Origin of the sequence: Methylobacterium sp. J-072, assembly GCF_022829425.1 — a bacterium.
Taxonomy (GTDB): domain Bacteria; phylum Pseudomonadota; class Alphaproteobacteria; order Rhizobiales; family Beijerinckiaceae; genus Methylobacterium.
Genome location: NZ_JAKSYK010000150.1, coordinates 14,422 through 30,893, shown reverse-complemented (window position 1 = coordinate 30,893; position 16,472 = coordinate 14,422). Strand labels below are relative to the sequence as shown.

Sequence of the window (16,472 nt, the reverse complement as noted above, 5' to 3'; positions counted from 1 at the left end):
GTCAGGACTTAACGCGCTTCGGTATCGCGCGGCCGCGACAGGCGGCGCGGTATTGCTGGCGCGGCAGGCCGCGCATGTTGCGCCGGTCCGCCTCCTGCGTGCAGACGGTCTTGCGATCAGCCTTGTTCAGCTCCCGGGTGCCGGAGGACGGCACGTCGGTCGGCGCGGGCGCGGTGTAGCTTTGCGCGGCTGCGGCACCTGGAAGGGCAATGAGAAGGGCGAGCCCGAGATACAACCGGCGCATGATCTTCCCTATGAACGACAGCTAAGCTTAAGCAAGCGCCGCGCCAGGACGAATACTCACCGGCGGCGCACGGTCGCCCGTTCAGGCCATGGCGTCTTGCGCGGGATAGCGCAGCGGGTCGCCCGGGCGGCGATTGTCGTAGACGCATTCCCCCGCCACCCAGGTGGCGCGGACCGTGCGGTGGTCCCCCAGCGTCATCAGCACGAACAGGAGTTCCTCGATGCCGCTGCAGGTGCCTGTGCGGAAGCCGAGAAGCGGCGTGGCCGCGAGGTCGAGCACGCAGAGGTCGGCGTCATGGCCCGGCGCGATCCGCCCGATCCGGTCGTCGAGGCGGAGGGCTTCGGCACCGCCCAGGGTGGCAAGCCAGAACGCCCGGACCGCATCGAGCTTGGTGCCCCGCAGGGCCGCGACCTTGTAGGCTTCCCCGAGGGTCTTGAGCAGCGAGAGCGTGGTGCCCGCGCCGACATCGGTGCCGAGGCCGACCCGCACGGGGCGCTTCGGATCGAGGGCGTCGAACAGCCGGAACAGGCCGCTGCCCAGGAAGCCGTTCGAGGTCGGGCAATGGGCGAGCGCCGCTCCGCTGGAATGGCAGGTGCAGAAATCGGCCTCGCTCACGTGGATCGCGTGGCCGAGGACCGAGCGCGGACCGACGAGGCCGGCATGGGCGTAGACGTCGAGGTAGCTCTTCCGCTCCGGAAACAGCTCCCTGACCCAAGCGATCTCGTCGGTGTTCTCGCAGAGGTGCGTCTGAAGGAAGAGTGCGTCGTGCTCCCGCAGGAGCGCACCGGCCGCATCGAGCTGCGCCTCGGTGCAGCTGGGTGCGAAGCGCGGCGTGACGCAGTAATGCTGCCGACCGCGTCCGTGCCAGCGCGCGATCAGCGCCTTGCTCTCGTCGTAGCCGCGCTGGGCCGTATCGAGGAGAGCCGCTGGGGCGTTGCGGTCCATCAGCACCTTGCCGGCGACCATGCGCGTATTGAAGCGCTCCGATTCGGCAAAGAACGCCTCGACCGAGCCGGGATGCACCGTGCAATACACCACCGCTGTGGTGGTGCCCGCGCCCAGGATCTCGCGGAAGAACAGCTTGGCGACCGCTTCCGCATGCGCGTCGTCGGCGAACTGAAGCTCGGCCGGGAAGGTGTACTTGTCGAGCCAGGCGAGCAGTTGCTCACCGTAGGAGGCGATCATCTGCAGCTGCGGGTAATGAACGTGGGTGTCGATCAACCCCGGCAGGATCAGGGCGTTCTCGTACGCCACGACCTCGACGTCGGCGGGGAGCATGCCCGCGAGCTGCGCATACGGGCCGAAGGCCGTGACGCGCCCGTCCTCCATGAGGATGAGCGCGTCGGCGACGTGTTCGAGGCAGTCCTCGCTCAGGAACGGATTGCCCCGCAGGCTGACGGCCTGTCCGCGGATCGCCTTCATCGCCCCCTCAATGTGCGCCGCCGGTCTCGACGAATTTGAACAGGAAGACCGCTGCGATCACCCAGACCACGGGCTTCACGTCCCGCGCCCGCCCGGTGAGCAGCTTGAGGAGCGCGTAGGTGATGAAGCCGAACGAGACCCCCGTGGCGATCGAGTAGGTGAACGGCATTAGCACCGCCGTGACGCAGGCGGGGATGACCTCGGTCAGGTCGTCCCAGTCGAGGCCGACGAGTTCGTGCAGCATCAGGCAGGCGACGTAGAACAGGGCCGGTGCGGTGGCGTAGGGCGGTACCGAGCCGGCCAGGGGCGAGAAGAACAGGCACGCCAAGAACAGGCCGGCGACGGTCACCGCGGTGAGCCCGGTCCGGCCCCCCTCCTCGACGCCCGATGCGCTCTCGAGATACGCCGTGGTGCTGGAGGTGCCCAGGAGGGAGCCGAAGAAGATCGACGCGGAATCGGCCATCAGGGCCTTGTTGAGACGCCCCGAATGACCGTCGGTGACGAGGCCGGCGCGGGTCGCCACGCCCATCAGCGTCCCGGTGGCGTCGAACAATTCGACCAGGAAGAGGACCAGCACGACGTTGAGCAGGCCGCCCGACAGCGCGCCCTTGATGTCGAGGGCGAACAGCGTCGGCTCTATCGACGGCGGCATGGAGATCACGCCGCCGAAGCTGTTCCCGGCCACCAGGAAGCTCAGCACGGTAACCGTCAGGATCGAGACGAGAAGCGCCCCCTTGACCTTCCGCACGGAGAGCACCGCGACCATGATGAAGCCGATCACCGCGAGCACGGTGGACGGCTTGTGTAGGTCGCCGATGGTGACGAAGGTCGCGGGGCTTGCCGCCACCACGCCCGCGTTCTTAAGGGCGATGATCGCGAGAAACAGCCCGATGCCGACCGTGATGGCGATGCGCATCGAGCGCGGGATGCCGTCGACGATGATCGACCGCAGGCCTGTCAGCGTCACGAGCAGGAAGCAGCAGCCGGAGATGAAGACCGCGCCGAGCGCGGCCTGCCACGTGTAGCCCATCCCCAGCACGACGACGTAGGTGAAGTAGGCGTTGAGCCCCATGCCGGGGGCGAGCGCCACCGGCCAGTTGGCGTAGAGCCCCATGATCAGCGAGCCCAGCGCCGCCACGAGGCAGGTCGCCACGAACACCGAGCCCTTGGGCATGCCGGCATCCGCCAGGATGTTCGGGTTGATGAAGACGATATAGGCCATGGTCAGGAAGGTGGTCAGCCCGGCGAGCATCTCCGTGCGCACGGTGGTGCCGTGCTCGGAGAGCCTGAACACGCGCTCCAGCAAGCCGGCCTTCCGGAGTTCCGGGCCCTCGATCGCGTCCCGCTTCATGTCCATGTCCACCCCTCCTTCAGAGCCGGAACCGGCGCGAACGCCGTCGCCGTGAGCGGGGCACCGATGGCGCCGCGGATCGCGTTGGCGAGCGGCGCGGGCGAGGTCCACCAAGCGTCGCAATCCGGGCTGCGGCTCGGAGAACGGCCGTCTCCCAACCGCGCGGCCGGCGTCGTCGTCCCGCAGCCGTGGAGTTCCGTCCGGAGGCGGGGCTGCAGAACGGTCTCGATCGTATCAAGGTCCATCGCTACCCGAACGCGAAGCCTCCATCCCGGCAGGCATAGCAATATGCCTGCCGGGATGGAGGCTTATGGCGGTGCCGATCCGTCGAGGGCGGCGATGACGGCAGCGGAATCGGTGACCCAGCCGAAGATCCCGCCCTGCGCCTTGATCATCGCGAGCCCGGCGGCGTGGAAGTCCGGGATATACGAGCCGCAGGCGTCCGCGACGACGGCGCAGCGGTAGCCGCGATCGTTGGCCTCGCGCACGGTGGTGTGGACGCAGACCTCGGTCGTCACGCCGCAGACGAGGAGGGTGTCGATGCGCCGGGCGCTCAGGATGCCGGCGAGGTCGGTGGCGTAGAAGGCGCCCTTGCCGGGTTTGTCGATGATCGGTTCGCCGGGTTCGGGCCGCAATTCCGGGACGATGTCATGGCCGGCCTCGCCGCGGATCAGGATCCGGCCCATCGGGCCGGGATCGCCGATGCGGGCGGACGGCTCGCCGCGGGCGAGCTTGGCCGGCGGGGCATCCGACAGGTCCGGCCGGTGACCTTCGCGCGTGTGCACCACCAGCAGCCCGGCGCGGCGGGCCGCCGCGAGCAGCGCCCGCGCAGGCGGGACCGCGCTGGCCAGGAGCGAGACGTCGTTGCCAAGGCTCGCCCCGAAGCCTCCCGGCTCGAGGAAGTCGCGCTGCATGTCGATGATCACCAGCGCCGTGCCGGCCGGCTCGAACGCGAGCGGCGAGGGCTCGGCTGCGAGGCGGCGGGTCACCGTGGCCGTGGCGGAGGTCATGGAGGGCACCCTCGGGGAGCACCCGAATCACCGGTCTCCCGGGGGAATGATGCTGTGTGTCGAGGGAGAATGCATGTGCGTCCGTCCGGCCACGCCCATCGTACCCATAGGCGGATCGCGTCCGCCGGTCCCGCGTCTGTTGCAATTTTATGACGCGTGCGGCCGTCCGCGCTCTGGACCGGAGCGTTGGCATATCGGTTGCGGTCGCTCTCCCAATGCTTTGCGAAGCCGGGGGACCGAGACGATGTTCAGGCGCGGAATCGCGGCTGCTTTAGTGCCAGCCTTGATCATCGGGGCCGCGCATGCGGCAGACCTTGAAACCGGGAAGAAGGCTCAGGCGCCCGATGCCGCGGCCGTGGCCGATGTGCCGTTCTTCCTCTTTGCCGACACGCAGGTCAGCTATCGCTACCAGTTCCCGACGGTCTCGCCCGGCGTCCAGATCCAGCGCGCGGACGGCAGCTTCGTCTCCCGGGAGGCGCCCAAGCAGATCCTCAACATCGCGCATGCCGACGCATGGGCCTACGGCACGAACTTCTTCTCCCTCGACATCCTGAAGTCGGGCTCGCAGTTCCCGGCCGGCACCACCAATCCGCCGGGCAGCGTCGGCTCGCCGGCCTTCTCCGATTACGGCAATACCGAAGCCTACGGCTTGTACCGCGGCACCCTCAGCCTGAACGCGCTCACCGGCACCAAGGCGTTCGCGATCCCCGGCCTCGTCAAGGATGTGTCGCTCGCCTTCGGTTTCGACGCCAATTCACAGAACGACGCGTTCGGCTCGAAGAAGCGCGATATCGTCGGCGGCCTGAACTTCTCCTTCGACGTCCCGGCGGGATTCCTCAATCTCAGCACGCACGTCTACAAGGAGTGGAACCGCAACGGCTTCAACCTCCAGCCGGATCGCGACCAGAGCTTCGACGCCGTTCCGGAATTCGAGCTCGTCTACAACTTCCCGCTGTCGTTCACCGGGCTGCCGCTCAGCCTGACCGGGTTCAACAACATCGTGCTGCCCAAGGGCCGCGGCGTGCGCAACGTCGCGGCCTTCCAGTTCAACCCGCCGCGTGGCCTCGAGTTTCTCTCGCGCACGAACCTCGTGCTCGATCTCGGCAAGCTGATCTACGACCAGCCGAACAAGGTCGATGTCTTCATCGGCTTCCAATACTGGCTGAACAAATTCGGTAACGTGGAGACCACGACCTTCAAGGGGACCGAGGAGAAGAGCTTCCTGGCCGGGTTCGCCTTCCACGTCTTCTGAGGCGATGACCTGGAATCGCGGAGCGGCTGGATGACGATCGCGGCGACTGAGCCGACGCCCGCCTCGAACGATCCGAGGCCGCTGTTCGGCGCCTACGGCATCGTGAAGCGCTTCGGCGCCTTCACCGCCAACGACCGCATCGACCTCGAGATCCGGGCGGGCGAGATTCACGCCCTGCTCGGCGAGAACGGGGCCGGGAAATCCACGCTGATGAAGATCCTCTACGGCCTCCTGGAGCCGACGGAGGGCGTCGTCACGCATCGCGGCGAGACGGTGCGGCTCGCGAGCCCCGAGGCGGCCCGCCGGCTCGGCATCGGCATGGTGTTCCAGCACTTTTCCCTGTGCGAGAACCTGACGGTCGCCGAGAACATCGCCCTCGTGATGGGCAAGGGCCTCGGCCGCAGGGCGCTCGCCGACCGGATCGCGGCCCTCGGCCGGACCTATGGCCTGCACCTCGAACTGGATCGGCCGGTCTGGTCGCTGTCGGCAGGCGAGCGTCAGCGCATCGAGATCGTGCGCTGCCTGCTCCAGGACCCGAAGCTCGTCATCCTCGACGAGCCGACGTCGGTGCTCACGCCCGGCGAAGCCGAAATGCTGTTCACGGTGCTGGAGCGCCTGCGGGATGAGGGCCGGGCGTTGCTCTACATCTCGCACCGGCTCGACGAGGTGCGCCGCCTCTGCGCCCGCGCCACCATCCTGCGCGGCGGCCGGGTCGTCGGCGCCTGCGATCCGCGGACGGAGAGCGCCGGCTCGCTCGCCGCCATGATGGTCGGCGAGCAGGTCCGCGCGCTGACACGCGAGGCGACCCCCGCACGCTCGGCGCTGGCGGGACCCGAGCGCCTGCGCCTCGACCGGCTGTCGCTGCCCGCCCCCGGCCTGCACGCCACCGGCCTGCGCGACATCTCGCTCGGTGTCCGCGGCGGCGAGATCTTCGGCATCGCCGGGATCGCGGGCAACGGCCAATCGGAACTGTTCGCGGCGCTCTCGGGGGAGGCCCGAGCGCCGGAGGCCGGCGCCGTCTGCATCGACGGGACGCCCGCCGGCCGCCTCGACATCAACGCGCGGCGGCGTCTCGGGGCTGCCTTCGTGCCCGAGGAGCGCAACGGCCATGCCGCGGCGCCCGGCCTGAGCCTCTCGGAGAACGCGGTGCTCTCCCGGTACGCCACCGCCTCGCTGACGCGCTTCGGACTCGTGCGCCGGGCGGCGGCCCGGGCGCTGGCGGCCCGGGTGATCGAGGCCTTCGATGTCCGCAAGGCCGGCCCGGACCCGGCCGCCGGTACCCTGTCGGGGGGCAACCTGCAGAAGTTCGTAGTCGGACGCGAGATCCTGGCCGAGCCCGGGGTGCTCGTCGTCGATCAGCCGACCTGGGGCGTCGACGCGGCGGCGGCCGCGCGCATCCGCCAAGCGCTGATCGACCTCGCCGCGCGCGGGAGCGCCATCCTGGTGATCAGTCAGGACCTCGACGAACTGTTCGAGATCGCCGGCTCCATCGCGGTCCTTCAGGCCGGCACTCTGTCGCGGGCCGTGCCGCGTGCCGAAACCTCTCGCGAGGCGGTCGGCCTGCTGATGGGCGGCTCCGGCGGCCCGCCCCCGGGGAGCCACACGGTCGCCCCGCCCGGCCGCATTCGCGAAGGAGCCGCCCATGCAACTTAAGCACGCGACGTAACCATGCGCCTCGACCTCGTGCCGCGCGCCGGCCGCTCGCCGCTCGCCGCCATCCTCGCGCCGGCCCTGGCCTTCCTCGCCTCCGTGCTGCTCGGCGGCGTGGCCGTCGCCCTGCTCGGCGTCTCGCCGGCAGCGGCCTTTGCGGCCTACTTCATCGCGCCGCTGTCCGAGCTGTGGTCCCTGCAGGAGATCGCCCTGAAGGCCGCGCCGCTCGCCCTGATCGCGACGGGCCTGGCCTTCTGCTACCGGGCGAACCTGTGGAATATCGGTGCCGAGGGCCAGTTCGTGGTCGGGGGCCTCGCCGGCGGCTGCGTCGCCCTCGCCACCCAGGGCAGCGCGGGCTTCACCCTGTGGATCCTGCCGGCGATGCTGGTCGCCGGCACGCTTGCTGGGGTCGCCTACGCGATGATCCCGGCCGTGCTGAAGGTCCGGCTCGGCGTCTCCGAGATCCTGACCAGCCTGATGCTGGTCTACGTCGCGGAACTGCTCCTCGACTACATGGCCCGGGGACCGTTGCGCGACCCGGCCGGATACAACTTCCCGCAGAGCGTCCCCTTCGATGCCGCCGCGCGCCTGCCCTACCTGATGGAAGGGGAAACCCTGCATGCGGGCGTGCTCGTCGCCTTCGCGGCCGTCGTGCTCGCCACGATCGTCCTCGGGCGGACCCTGTTCGGGTTCGAGGTGCGGGTCGTCGGCGCGAGTCCGCGCGCCGCCCGGTTCGCCGGCTTCAGCGAAGCCCGCCTGACGCTCGCCGCCTTCGCCGTCTCGGGCGGGGCGGCGGGGCTTGCGGGGATCGCGGAAGTCGCGGGCAAGATCGGCCAGCTCCAGCCGACGATCTCGCCCGGCTACGGCTTCACGGCGATCATCGTCGCCTTTCTCGGCCGGCTCTCGCCCCCCGGCATCCTCGTCGCGGCCCTGGTGATCGCGCTCACCACGATCGGCGGCGAGGGGGCGCAGATCGACCTCAGGCTTCCCCTCGACCTGACGCGGGCCTTCCAGGGCTTGCTGCTCGGCCTCGTCCTGGGGGCGGACGTCCTCACCCGCTTCAAGGTCCGCCTCGTCCCCGGAGGCGCGCGATGACCCTCGACATGGTCCAGATGATCCTGGTCACGGTGCTGACGGCGGCGACCCCGCTGATCATCGCTGCGATCGGCGAACTGGTGGTCGAGCGCGCGGGCGTGCTCAACCTCGGCGTCGAGGGCATGATGATCTGTGGGGCGGCCGTCGGCTTCGCCGCCGCTATCGAGACCGGCTCGACCCTCCTGGGCGCCCTGGCCGGCGCCGGCGCCGGATTGGGCCTGGCGGCCCTGTTCGGGCTGCTGACCGTCGGGCTCGCGGCCAATCAGGTCGCCTCGGGTCTCGCGCTCACGATCCTCGGCCTCGGCCTATCGGGTCTCGTCGGCGCCCCGTATGTCGGCCTGAAGCGGGATCCCGCGCCGCATCTCGATATCCCCGGTCTGAGCGACCTGCCTGGGATCGGCCAGCTCCTGTTCGGCCAGGACGCCTTCGTGTATGCGGGCTTGGCCCTGACCGTCGCCGTCTCGTGGTTCCTGTGGCGGACGCGCGGCGGCCTGATCCTGCGCGCGATCGGCGACGACCACACCGCGACCCACGCCCTCGGCCTGCCGGTGCGCAAGCTGCGCTTCCTGGCCGTGCTGTTCGGGGGGGCCTGTGCGGGGCTCGCCGGATCCTACCTCTCGCTGGCCTACACCCCGTTCTGGGCCCCGGCGATGACCGCGGGCCGCGGCTGGATCGCCCTGGCGCTCGTCGTCTTCGCCTCGTGGCGGCCGGCGCGATTGGTGGCCGGCGCGATCCTGTTCGGAGGCGCCACGGTGCTGCAACTCCACGCCCAGGCGGCGAGCATCGGCCTGCCCGGACAAGTGCTCTCGGCGCTTCCCTACCTCGCGACGATCGTCGCCCTCGTTTTGCTGTCCCTCGGGCGGCGGCAGGGCGGCTCGCTCGCACCCGCCGCCCTGGGGCGCGACTTCACCCCGCACCGTTAGCGGTGCCGTCCACCGGAGAGGACACGAGCGACCATGCGACATTCCTTCTGCGCCGGCCTCGGTGCATTCCTGCTCCTGCTCGGCCCGGCACAGGCCGAAGGCAAGCTCAAGGTGGGCTTCGTCTATGTCGGGCCGGTGGCAGATTACGGCTACTCGTTCCAGCACGACCTGAGCCGCAAGGCCCTGGCCGAGGCCATGCCCGACAAGGTCGAGACCACCTACCTGGAGAACGTGCCCGAGGCCGACAGCGAGCGGGCGATCGAGAAGCTCGCGCGCTCAGGCATGGGCCTGATCTTCACGACGTCGTTCGGCTTCATGGAGCCGACCCTGAAGGTCGCCAAGAAATTCCCGACGGTGAAGTTCGAGCACGCCACCGGCTACAAGCGCGCGGACAACGTCTCGACCTACTCGGCCCGGTTCTACGAGGGCCGTTACGTCTGCGGGAAGATCGCGGCCAAGCTGTCGAAGACCGGGACGGTCGGCTACATCGCGTCGTTCCCGATCCCCGAGGTGGTGAGTGGCATCAACGCCTTCATGCTCGGCGCGCAGTCGGTCAACCCGAACGTGAAGGTGAAGATCGTCTGGGTGAACACGTGGTTCGACCCGGGCAAGGAGGCCGAGGCCGCCAAGGCCCTGTTGGCGCAGGGCGCCGACATCCTGACCCAGCACACCGATTCAGCCGCCCCGCTGCAAGAGGCCGAGAAGCAGGGCAAGCTCGCGTTCGGGCAATCCTCCGACCAGTACCGCTTCGCCCCGAAGGCACAGCTCACGTCGATCGTCGACGATTGGAACGGCTACGTCGTCAGCGAGGCCAAGGCCGTGCTCGACGGCTCGTGGAAGAGCCACGACACCTGGGGCGGGATCAAGGACGGCCTGGTCGTGCTCGCCCCCTTCACCAACATGCCCGCCGACGTGAAGGCCATGGCCGAGGACACCGTGAAGGCGATCGCGGCAGGCCGGACGCATCCCTTCGCCGGTCCGGTGACGAAGCAGGACGGGACCGTCGCGGTCAAGGACGGCGAGACCGCCCCCGACCCGATGATCCTCGGCATGAACTGGTACGTGAAGGGCATCGACGACAAGCTGCCCCAGTAGGGCGGCCGGCACCGCGGGTTCGCGCCGATCCCGACGCGGTTCGGGATCGACGCCGTTCGATGCGGGCGTCAGCGGCCTGCGGGCACCTCGTTGGTACGGGGCGGCGGAATGACGGACTCCTCGATGGCGACCCCGCCGCGGCCCGGCGGCACCTCCAGGGCATCACCCGACCGGATCGATTCGGCCTCGTTGCGCGGTCCGGCGATGCCCTCCGTGCCGCCCGGCGCGGTGGATGGATCGCGCCCGGCCGGCGCGCCGTAGGATTGAGCCGCGGCGGCACCGGCAGTACCGAGCAGCCCGCAGAGAGCCAGTATGACGGTTGTCTTCTTTCGCATGGCCGCCTCGTTCCCGATGAATTCTGTAATCGGGACGAATGGCGCAGTCGTCCGCTGGTTCCGTCGTGTCAGCGGCGATGATGCGGATGCTTATGGAAGAGGCGAAAACCGCGGCGGCGGGCGCTGCGACCGCGCAGGCCGCCGGGCGCCGTGACGCTCGGCTGCCCCGCCGGGGGTGTCAGGGTGCCCTGCGCGGCCGCCGGCGGCGGGATTGCGGGCAGGCCACCCTCGAATTGGGCTCCCAGGCCGAGCCACGCGCCCGCAGCCAGCACCGCGATCGCTCCCAGACGGACGATCCGCATCCGATCTACTCCTGAAGTCTCGACGGGGCTCGCCGGCTTCGCCGCAAACCCTGTGCCGTAGCCTTCAGCTCCCCCGGTACGTTTGAAAGCTCCACGGGGTCGCTGCCAGCGGCACGTGGTAATGCGCCTCCGGCTCCGCCACACCGAAGCGCAGGGGCACCACGTCGAGAAAGGCCGGGCGCGGCAGGTCGATACCGAGCCGGCGGTGATAGTCGCCGAGTGCGAAGCGAAGCTCGTAGACTGCGATCGGGACCGGGCGTCCGCCGATCAGCGGGGCGTCGGTGCGGCCGTCGGCATTGGTGTGCGTGCGCGCGACCAGCGCGGTCTCCGTCTCCGAGACGATCTCGACCAACTCGACGGCGACGTCCGCGGCGGGCTTGCCCAGCATCGTGTCGAGCACGTGGGTCGAAAGCCGGCCGGTGGTGCGCAACGCACCGTCCCCCTCGACCAGGGCGCCGAGGCGGATGGCAGCAATGCGGAAGACTTCGGCCTGCGCCGTACGGAACTCAGTCTCCGGATCGGAGGCGAGGCGGTCCTCGAAGGCGGCCATCAGCGAGGCGCGGCCGTGGCGTTTCACGCAGAGGATGAACGGGATGCCGAACCGGCTCCGGTAGGCGGCATTCATCGCCGCGAAGCGCGCATATTCCGCATCCGAGAGCCGGTCCAGGCCGGCCGCCGCCTGCTCCGCGACCGAGTCGGGCGCGATGGCGCCGTCGCGGGCGGCGCGGCCGGCGAGCTCCGGATGGCCGGCGAGCAAGGCGTGGCGCATCGCCTCCGGCGCGGCTTCGACCGCCGCGCACATCGCCGCGTGGAGCGCGGCGACGGTGCCGAACGGGCGCCGGGCCGCGGCAGACCGGGCGACCCAGGGCGCGTGCTCGAAAACCGCCCCCAGCGCCGCGACGAAGTCGGTCTCCGGCATGCCGTCGAGATCTGCGAGGGAAAACGTCATCGCGCCCGCACCGTCCCACTCCAGGGTGACCGTAAAGCAGGCAACGGGCCAGGCGCCAGCCATCGACCGGTCGCCGCCGCCATGGCGGGCGTCGAAACGGGGGCGTGGCATATGGCTTGCGCATCCGAGGTCATGGCGCATCGGGCCGCGATTCGGCTGCCGGCCCGCTGCGCCTCGGGAGAGTCTCCACGATGTCGAGCGCCGTCCGGTCAGAGCCTTCCGCAGCCTCCGGTCCTGTCCCGCTCGGGCCGGCCACCGCCCCGGTGGGCCGGGTCGGCCCTCTCGCGCTCGGCCTCCTCGGCCTCCAGCACGTGCTGGTGATGTATGCGGGCGCGGTGGCGGTGCCGCTCATCGTCGGGCGGGCGCTGAAGCTGGCGCCGGAGCAGGTGGCGATGCTGGTGAGCGCCGACCTGTTCGCCGGCGGCCTCGCCACCCTGGTCCAGAGCTGGGGCCTGCCCGGGATCGGCGTGCGGATGCCGGTGATGATGGGCGTCACCTTCGCGGCGGTCACGCCGATGATCGCCATGGGGAGCAATCCCGAGATCGGGCTCGCCGGCATCTACGGCGCGGTGATCGCCGCGGGCCTGTTCGCGCTCCTCGTCGCGCCGCTGGTCGGTCGGCTGCTGCCGCTGTTCCCGCCGGTGGTGACGGGCACCATCATCCTTGTGATCGGCATCTCGCTGATGCGGGTCGGCGTGAACTGGGCGGCCGGCGGGGTTGGAAACCCGGCCTACGGCGCGCCCGTCTACCTGGCCATCGCGGCCTTCGTCCTCTGCGTGATCCTGGCGATCACCCGATACGGCACCGGCTTCGTCAACTCGGCCTCGGTGCTGATCGGCATCATCGTCGGCATGGTCGTGGCCGGCTTCTTCGGGCTGGTCGACCTCGGCCACGTGGCGAGCGCGCCGTGGTTCGACGTGGTGCGCCCCTTCGCGTTCGGCTGGCCGAGCTTCGATCCCGTCTCGGTGGTCACGCTGAGCATCGTGATGATCGTCGTGATGATCGAGTCGACCGGCATGTTCCTCGCGCTCAGCGAGATCTGCGCCGATCCGGTCGACGCGGCGCGCCTGACCCGGGGCCTGCGCGGCGACGGCCTCGGCACGGTGATCGGCGGCATCTTCAACACCTTCCCGTACACCTCGTTCTCGCAGAATATCGGCCTCGTCGGGGTCACCGGCGTGCGCACGCGCTACGTCGCGGTGGTCGGCGGGATCATTATGCTGGGCCTCGGGCTGGTTCCCAAGCTCGCCGCCTTGGTCGAGGCCGTGCCGCAATGCGTCCTCGGGGGCGCGGGGCTCGTGATGTTCGGCATGGTCGGGGCGACCGGCACGCGCATCCTCGGCGCCGTCGATTTCGCCAACAACCGCAACAACCTGTTCGTGGTCGCGGTCTCGGTGGGCTTCGGGATGATCCCCCTGGTGGCGCCGGGCTTCTTCCGGCAGATGCCCCAGGCGCTGCATCCGCTGCTCGAATCGGGCATCCTGCTCTGCGCGCTCTCGGCGGTGCTCCTGAACCTGTTCTTCAACGGGCTCGGCAGCACGGACGAGGCGCGCGAGGCCGCCATCCGCCAAGCCAAGACCGCCGAGGCGCATTGAGAGACGCCTTCGGCCCTTTTCCGGAGATCCCCATGGCCCTGACGGCATCGCGATACGGCAAGGGCCGGGTGCGGGTGATGCGCCTGACCCGCGACGGCGACCACCATACCCCGCGCGAACTGACGCTCACCGTCTTGATGAGGGGTGGGTTCGACGCCGCCTGGACTGCGGGCGACAACCGGGCCTGCGTGGCCACCGACAGCGTGAAGAACATCGTCAACGTCACCGCGGCGAAGAACCTCTCGCTCGACAAGGAGGCGTTCGCCGAGGCCGTGGCCAAGGTCTTCCTCGACACCTACCCGCAGGTGGAGGACGTCTCGATCGAAGCCACGGAGACGCGCTGGCTGCGTCAGGAGATCGGTGGCACCCCGCACGGCCACACCTTCATCCTCGACGGCAACGGCTTCGGCTATGTCGGACTCGCGGCGAGCCGGGGCGGCTCGGTGCTGCGCTCGGGCCTGCGCGGATTCACCTTCATGAAGACCACGCAATCGGGCTGGGCCGATTTCGTCGACGACGCCTACCGGACGCTGCCCGACACGACCGACCGCATCGCCGCCACCAGCATGGACGCCACCTGGACATGGGCCGGCGCCCCGAGCGACTACGCCGCGGCCAACGCCAGGATCCTGTCGCTCCTGATCGAGGTGTTCGGCACCACCTACAGCTACGGCGTCCAGGACAGCATGTACCGGATGGGCGAGGCGGCGCTGGCCGCCGTGCCGGAGATCGACGAGATCGGCTTCGCGATGCCGAACAAGCATTACATCCCGATCAACCTGCAGCCCTTCGGCCTGGAGAACCCGGGTACCGTGTTCCTGCCCACGGACGAGCCGCACGGCCAGATCGAGGCGACGATCCGCCGGACGGGCTGAGGCGCCGCGCACGGTCCCAACATCGCCGTCCTGGATCTGGCCCACGTCCGCGCGGAGATCGCCCGCGGCAGCCTTGCCTTCACGCCTCCCGGCCAGGCCGCTGCCGTCACACAGATCGCCTCGCCCGTGCGGCGCGTCCATTCCACCGCTCGACCCGGCCGCACATCGCGTCGCCGCGCAGATCGAGGCGACGCTCGACAAGCACAGCATCTGTGACTGCCAGGGCCAAGCTGAAGTCTATCGGCGAAAGAAACGTGCCACCGCGCAAACCGCGATGGCAGATCCGAAGGTATCGGCTAAGGCAATGACGAAGTAAATCTTTTTACGACGCGTCGATCGCCCGCCCGCGGAGCTAGCCTCCGGCGCGGGTGTCACATCGTGCGCAAGCGCACAAATAGCGGACAGGCGTTGTTGTTTTTCTCGGCAGCGCTGCACAATTTTGACTCTACAGAAGGCGGGCAGCCCATGCTCAGCACCTTCGCCATCGGATCCTGAGTCATGACCACCCGCATCCTTCTCGGAGCCGTTCTCGGCCTCACCCTGTCCACCGCCGCGTTCGCGCAGAGCTACACCGCCCCCGCCGGAATCCCCGCCACCACCGCGCCGGGCGGCCTGGAAGGGCGCGCGGCCCTACCCAATCTCCTGAACGACCGCGGGCGCACGGTCGGCATCGGTCGGTCCTACGAGACCACGGACGATCTGGTTACCGGCGCCTTGCGCCGCCCGCATCAGAACTACACGGGCGGCGCGCGCTGACGGCGCCCGCCGACGCGCAACGCGACGCACACGAACACCGGCTGATCCCTTCACGGTAGCAAAGCCCGGTTTCGCTCGAGCGCCGCGTGAGCGGCTCGGTCGCAAGCCTCCTTGCAAAAGAGGTGGCTCCTCGCGTCGGCTCAGAAACAGGACAGCTCAACGCCGCTCAATGCGTTCTCGCATTGGGCGGCGTTCGTTATTCCCGACCGCCGATCGGCTTGACGGCAGGCCTCCGATGAAGGCTTCCCGGTTGAGTCAAGGATTAGCGACAGCAACGCACCCGTGGCGCACGATCGCGCACGAACCGACCGATTCTTGTGCGTCCGCGCGGGTTCGTATCCGTCTGTGTAGTAGCAATCATCCTGGCGAATGCTGAAAATATCGGCTTCACCGTCTGTCTAACGAAGTTCTAGATTGACTCGCGTCATCGACCGGATGGCGTGAGCAAGCGGATGCCTGTGGCAGATCTTCCCCTCACGCGCAGGCGTCTTCTCGGCGCGGGCGCCCTCCTCGGGCTCGGCGTCGCCACGGGGTCACGCGCACGTGCGGCCGGCCCCCTGACCGTCGGCGTCATCTATGTCGGCCCGAAGGACGATTACGGATACAATCAGGCGCATGCCCAGGCCGCGAAGGCGTTGAAGGGCCTGCCCGGCGTCGAGATCACCGAGGAAGAGCGCGTCCCGGAGACGAACGCCGTCGAGAAGACCATGGAGAGCATGATCAACCTCGACGGGGCGACGCTGCTGCTCCCAACCTCGTTCGGCTATTACAGCCCCTATCTCCTTTCAGAAGCGAAGAAGAACCCGAAGATCCAGTTTCGCCATTGCGGCGGCCTCTGGACCGAGAAGGATCCCAAGAACGCCGGCTCCTACTTCGGCTACATCGCGCAGGGGCAATACCTGAACGGCATCGTGGCCGCCCATGCGTCGAAGTCGAAGAAGATCGGCTTCGTGGCGGCCAAGCCGATCCCGCAGGTGCTCAACAACGTCAACGCCTTCCTGCTCGGCGCACAGAGCGTCGACCCGGCGATGACCTGCCAGGTGATCTTCACCGGCGAGTGGTCGCTCGCGGTCAAGGAGGCGGAGGCGACCAACGCCCTGATCGACGGCGGCGCCGACGTCATCACCTGCCATGTCGACAGCCCGAAGGTGGTGGTCGAGACCGCCGCGCGCCGCGGCGCTTTCGTGTGCGGCTATCACGTCGACCAGTCGCCTTTGGCGCCGCAGAAATATCTCACCGGCGCCGAGTGGAACTGGCTTCCGATCTACAAGGGCTTCATCGAGGCGATGCAGGCCGGCAAGACCCCCGAGAACTTCGTGCGCGGCGGCCTCGCCGACGGCTACGTCAAGATGAGCCCCTACGGGCCCGGCGTCGGCGAAGCGGCCCGCAAGAACGCCGACGCGGTCAAGGCCGAGATGCTGAAGGGCGGCTACGCGATCATCAAGGGCCCGCTCAAGGACAACGCCGGCAAGGAGGTCCTGCCGGCGGGCAAGGCCTACCCGGAGAAGGCGGCGGAACTGGAGAGCACGAACTACCTCGTCGCCGGGGTGAAGGGCTCCGTTTGAGCCGCGCTGGCACGGTTTCTGCCGGCCGCTCGGCGCCGACCCATCCGGAGGGC

16 protein-coding genes are annotated in these 16,472 nt (G+C 69.2%); 9 read left to right on the top strand and 7 right to left on the bottom strand.

Annotation, left to right across the window (positions count from 1 at the left end):
* Nucleotide 1 precedes the first annotated feature (1 nt).
* The 4 genes from MKK67_RS17490 to MKK67_RS17475 all read right to left on the bottom strand — a co-directional run bounded on the left by MKK67_RS17490 (nucleotide 2) and on the right by MKK67_RS17475 (nucleotide 4,027).
* On the bottom strand, nucleotides 2-244 hold the full coding sequence (locus MKK67_RS17490; RefSeq protein WP_243966468.1) for a hypothetical protein: 243 nt from the start codon (nucleotides 242-244) through the stop codon (nucleotides 2-4).
* Nucleotides 245-325: 81 nt separating this feature from the next.
* Entirely contained in the window at nucleotides 326-1,666 is a 1,341-nt protein-coding gene (guaD, locus tag MKK67_RS17485; protein WP_243966467.1) for a guanine deaminase, read from the bottom strand.
* Between the two features lie 7 nt (nucleotides 1,667-1,673).
* Nucleotides 1,674-3,023 (bottom strand): NCS2 family permease, encoded by a 1,350-nt coding sequence (locus MKK67_RS17480; protein ID WP_243966466.1) that lies wholly within the window; start codon nucleotides 3,021-3,023, stop codon nucleotides 1,674-1,676.
* Nucleotides 3,024-3,325: 302 nt separating this feature from the next.
* A complete protein-coding gene (locus MKK67_RS17475) occupies nucleotides 3,326-4,027 on the bottom strand; it encodes a cysteine hydrolase family protein (protein ID WP_243966465.1) in 702 nt (233 codons plus the stop codon).
* A 244-nt stretch (nucleotides 4,028-4,271) separates the two neighbouring features.
* On the opposite strand from MKK67_RS17475, the gene MKK67_RS17470 reads away from it, so the two are divergent.
* Genes MKK67_RS17470 through MKK67_RS17450 form a run of 5 tightly spaced genes read left to right on the top strand, consistent with a single transcriptional unit; the run spans nucleotide 4,272 to nucleotide 10,042 of the window.
* Complete coding sequence (locus tag MKK67_RS17470; RefSeq protein WP_243966464.1) at nucleotides 4,272-5,279, top strand: hypothetical protein; 1,008 nt, start codon at nucleotides 4,272-4,274, stop codon at nucleotides 5,277-5,279.
* Nucleotides 5,280-5,309: 30 nt separating this feature from the next.
* Nucleotides 5,310-6,932 carry an ABC transporter ATP-binding protein gene (locus MKK67_RS17465; RefSeq protein WP_243966463.1) on the top strand — a complete coding sequence of 541 codons (1,623 nt, stop codon included), beginning with the start codon at nucleotides 5,310-5,312 and terminating at the stop codon, nucleotides 6,930-6,932.
* 15 nt (nucleotides 6,933-6,947) lie between these two features.
* Nucleotides 6,948-8,024, top strand: coding sequence for an ABC transporter permease (locus MKK67_RS17460; protein WP_243966462.1), 1,077 nt, complete (start codon nucleotides 6,948-6,950; stop codon nucleotides 8,022-8,024).
* Entirely contained in the window at nucleotides 8,021-8,947 is a 927-nt protein-coding gene (locus MKK67_RS17455; protein ID WP_243966461.1) for an ABC transporter permease, read from the top strand. Before MKK67_RS17460 ends, MKK67_RS17455 begins: the two co-directional genes overlap by 4 nt.
* Before the next feature lie 33 nt (nucleotides 8,948-8,980).
* Entirely contained in the window at nucleotides 8,981-10,042 is a 1,062-nt protein-coding gene (locus MKK67_RS17450) for a BMP family ABC transporter substrate-binding protein (protein WP_243966460.1), read from the top strand.
* A gap of 68 nt (nucleotides 10,043-10,110) precedes the next feature.
* On the opposite strand, the gene MKK67_RS17445 is transcribed toward MKK67_RS17450, so the two are convergent.
* The 3 genes from MKK67_RS17445 to uraD form a co-directional block, all read right to left on the bottom strand.
* Nucleotides 10,111-10,377, bottom strand: coding sequence for a hypothetical protein (locus MKK67_RS17445; RefSeq protein WP_243966459.1), 267 nt, complete (start codon nucleotides 10,375-10,377; stop codon nucleotides 10,111-10,113).
* A gap of 68 nt (nucleotides 10,378-10,445) precedes the next feature.
* Nucleotides 10,446-10,679, bottom strand: coding sequence for a hypothetical protein (locus MKK67_RS17440; RefSeq protein ID WP_243966458.1), 234 nt, complete (start codon nucleotides 10,677-10,679; stop codon nucleotides 10,446-10,448).
* A 64-nt stretch (nucleotides 10,680-10,743) separates the two neighbouring features.
* Complete coding sequence (gene uraD, locus MKK67_RS17435) at nucleotides 10,744-11,628, bottom strand: 2-oxo-4-hydroxy-4-carboxy-5-ureidoimidazoline decarboxylase (RefSeq protein ID WP_243966508.1); 885 nt, start codon at nucleotides 11,626-11,628, stop codon at nucleotides 10,744-10,746.
* A 191-nt stretch (nucleotides 11,629-11,819) separates the two neighbouring features.
* Between uraD and MKK67_RS17430 the strand changes: the two genes are divergently transcribed.
* From MKK67_RS17430 to MKK67_RS17415, 4 genes are all read left to right on the top strand, one after another.
* Nucleotides 11,820-13,223 (top strand): nucleobase:cation symporter-2 family protein, encoded by a 1,404-nt coding sequence (locus MKK67_RS17430; RefSeq protein ID WP_243966457.1) that lies wholly within the window; start codon nucleotides 11,820-11,822, stop codon nucleotides 13,221-13,223.
* Between the two features lie 32 nt (nucleotides 13,224-13,255).
* Complete coding sequence (pucL, locus tag MKK67_RS17425) at nucleotides 13,256-14,098, top strand: factor-independent urate hydroxylase (protein ID WP_243966456.1); 843 nt, start codon at nucleotides 13,256-13,258, stop codon at nucleotides 14,096-14,098.
* 498 nt (nucleotides 14,099-14,596) lie between these two features.
* On the top strand, nucleotides 14,597-14,854 hold the full coding sequence (locus MKK67_RS17420; protein ID WP_243966455.1) for a hypothetical protein: 258 nt from the start codon (nucleotides 14,597-14,599) through the stop codon (nucleotides 14,852-14,854).
* 452 nt (nucleotides 14,855-15,306) lie between these two features.
* Nucleotides 15,307-16,419 carry a BMP family ABC transporter substrate-binding protein gene (locus MKK67_RS17415; protein WP_243966454.1) on the top strand — a complete coding sequence of 371 codons (1,113 nt, stop codon included), beginning with the start codon at nucleotides 15,307-15,309 and terminating at the stop codon, nucleotides 16,417-16,419.
* The last annotated feature ends 53 nt before the right edge of the window (nucleotides 16,420-16,472 follow it).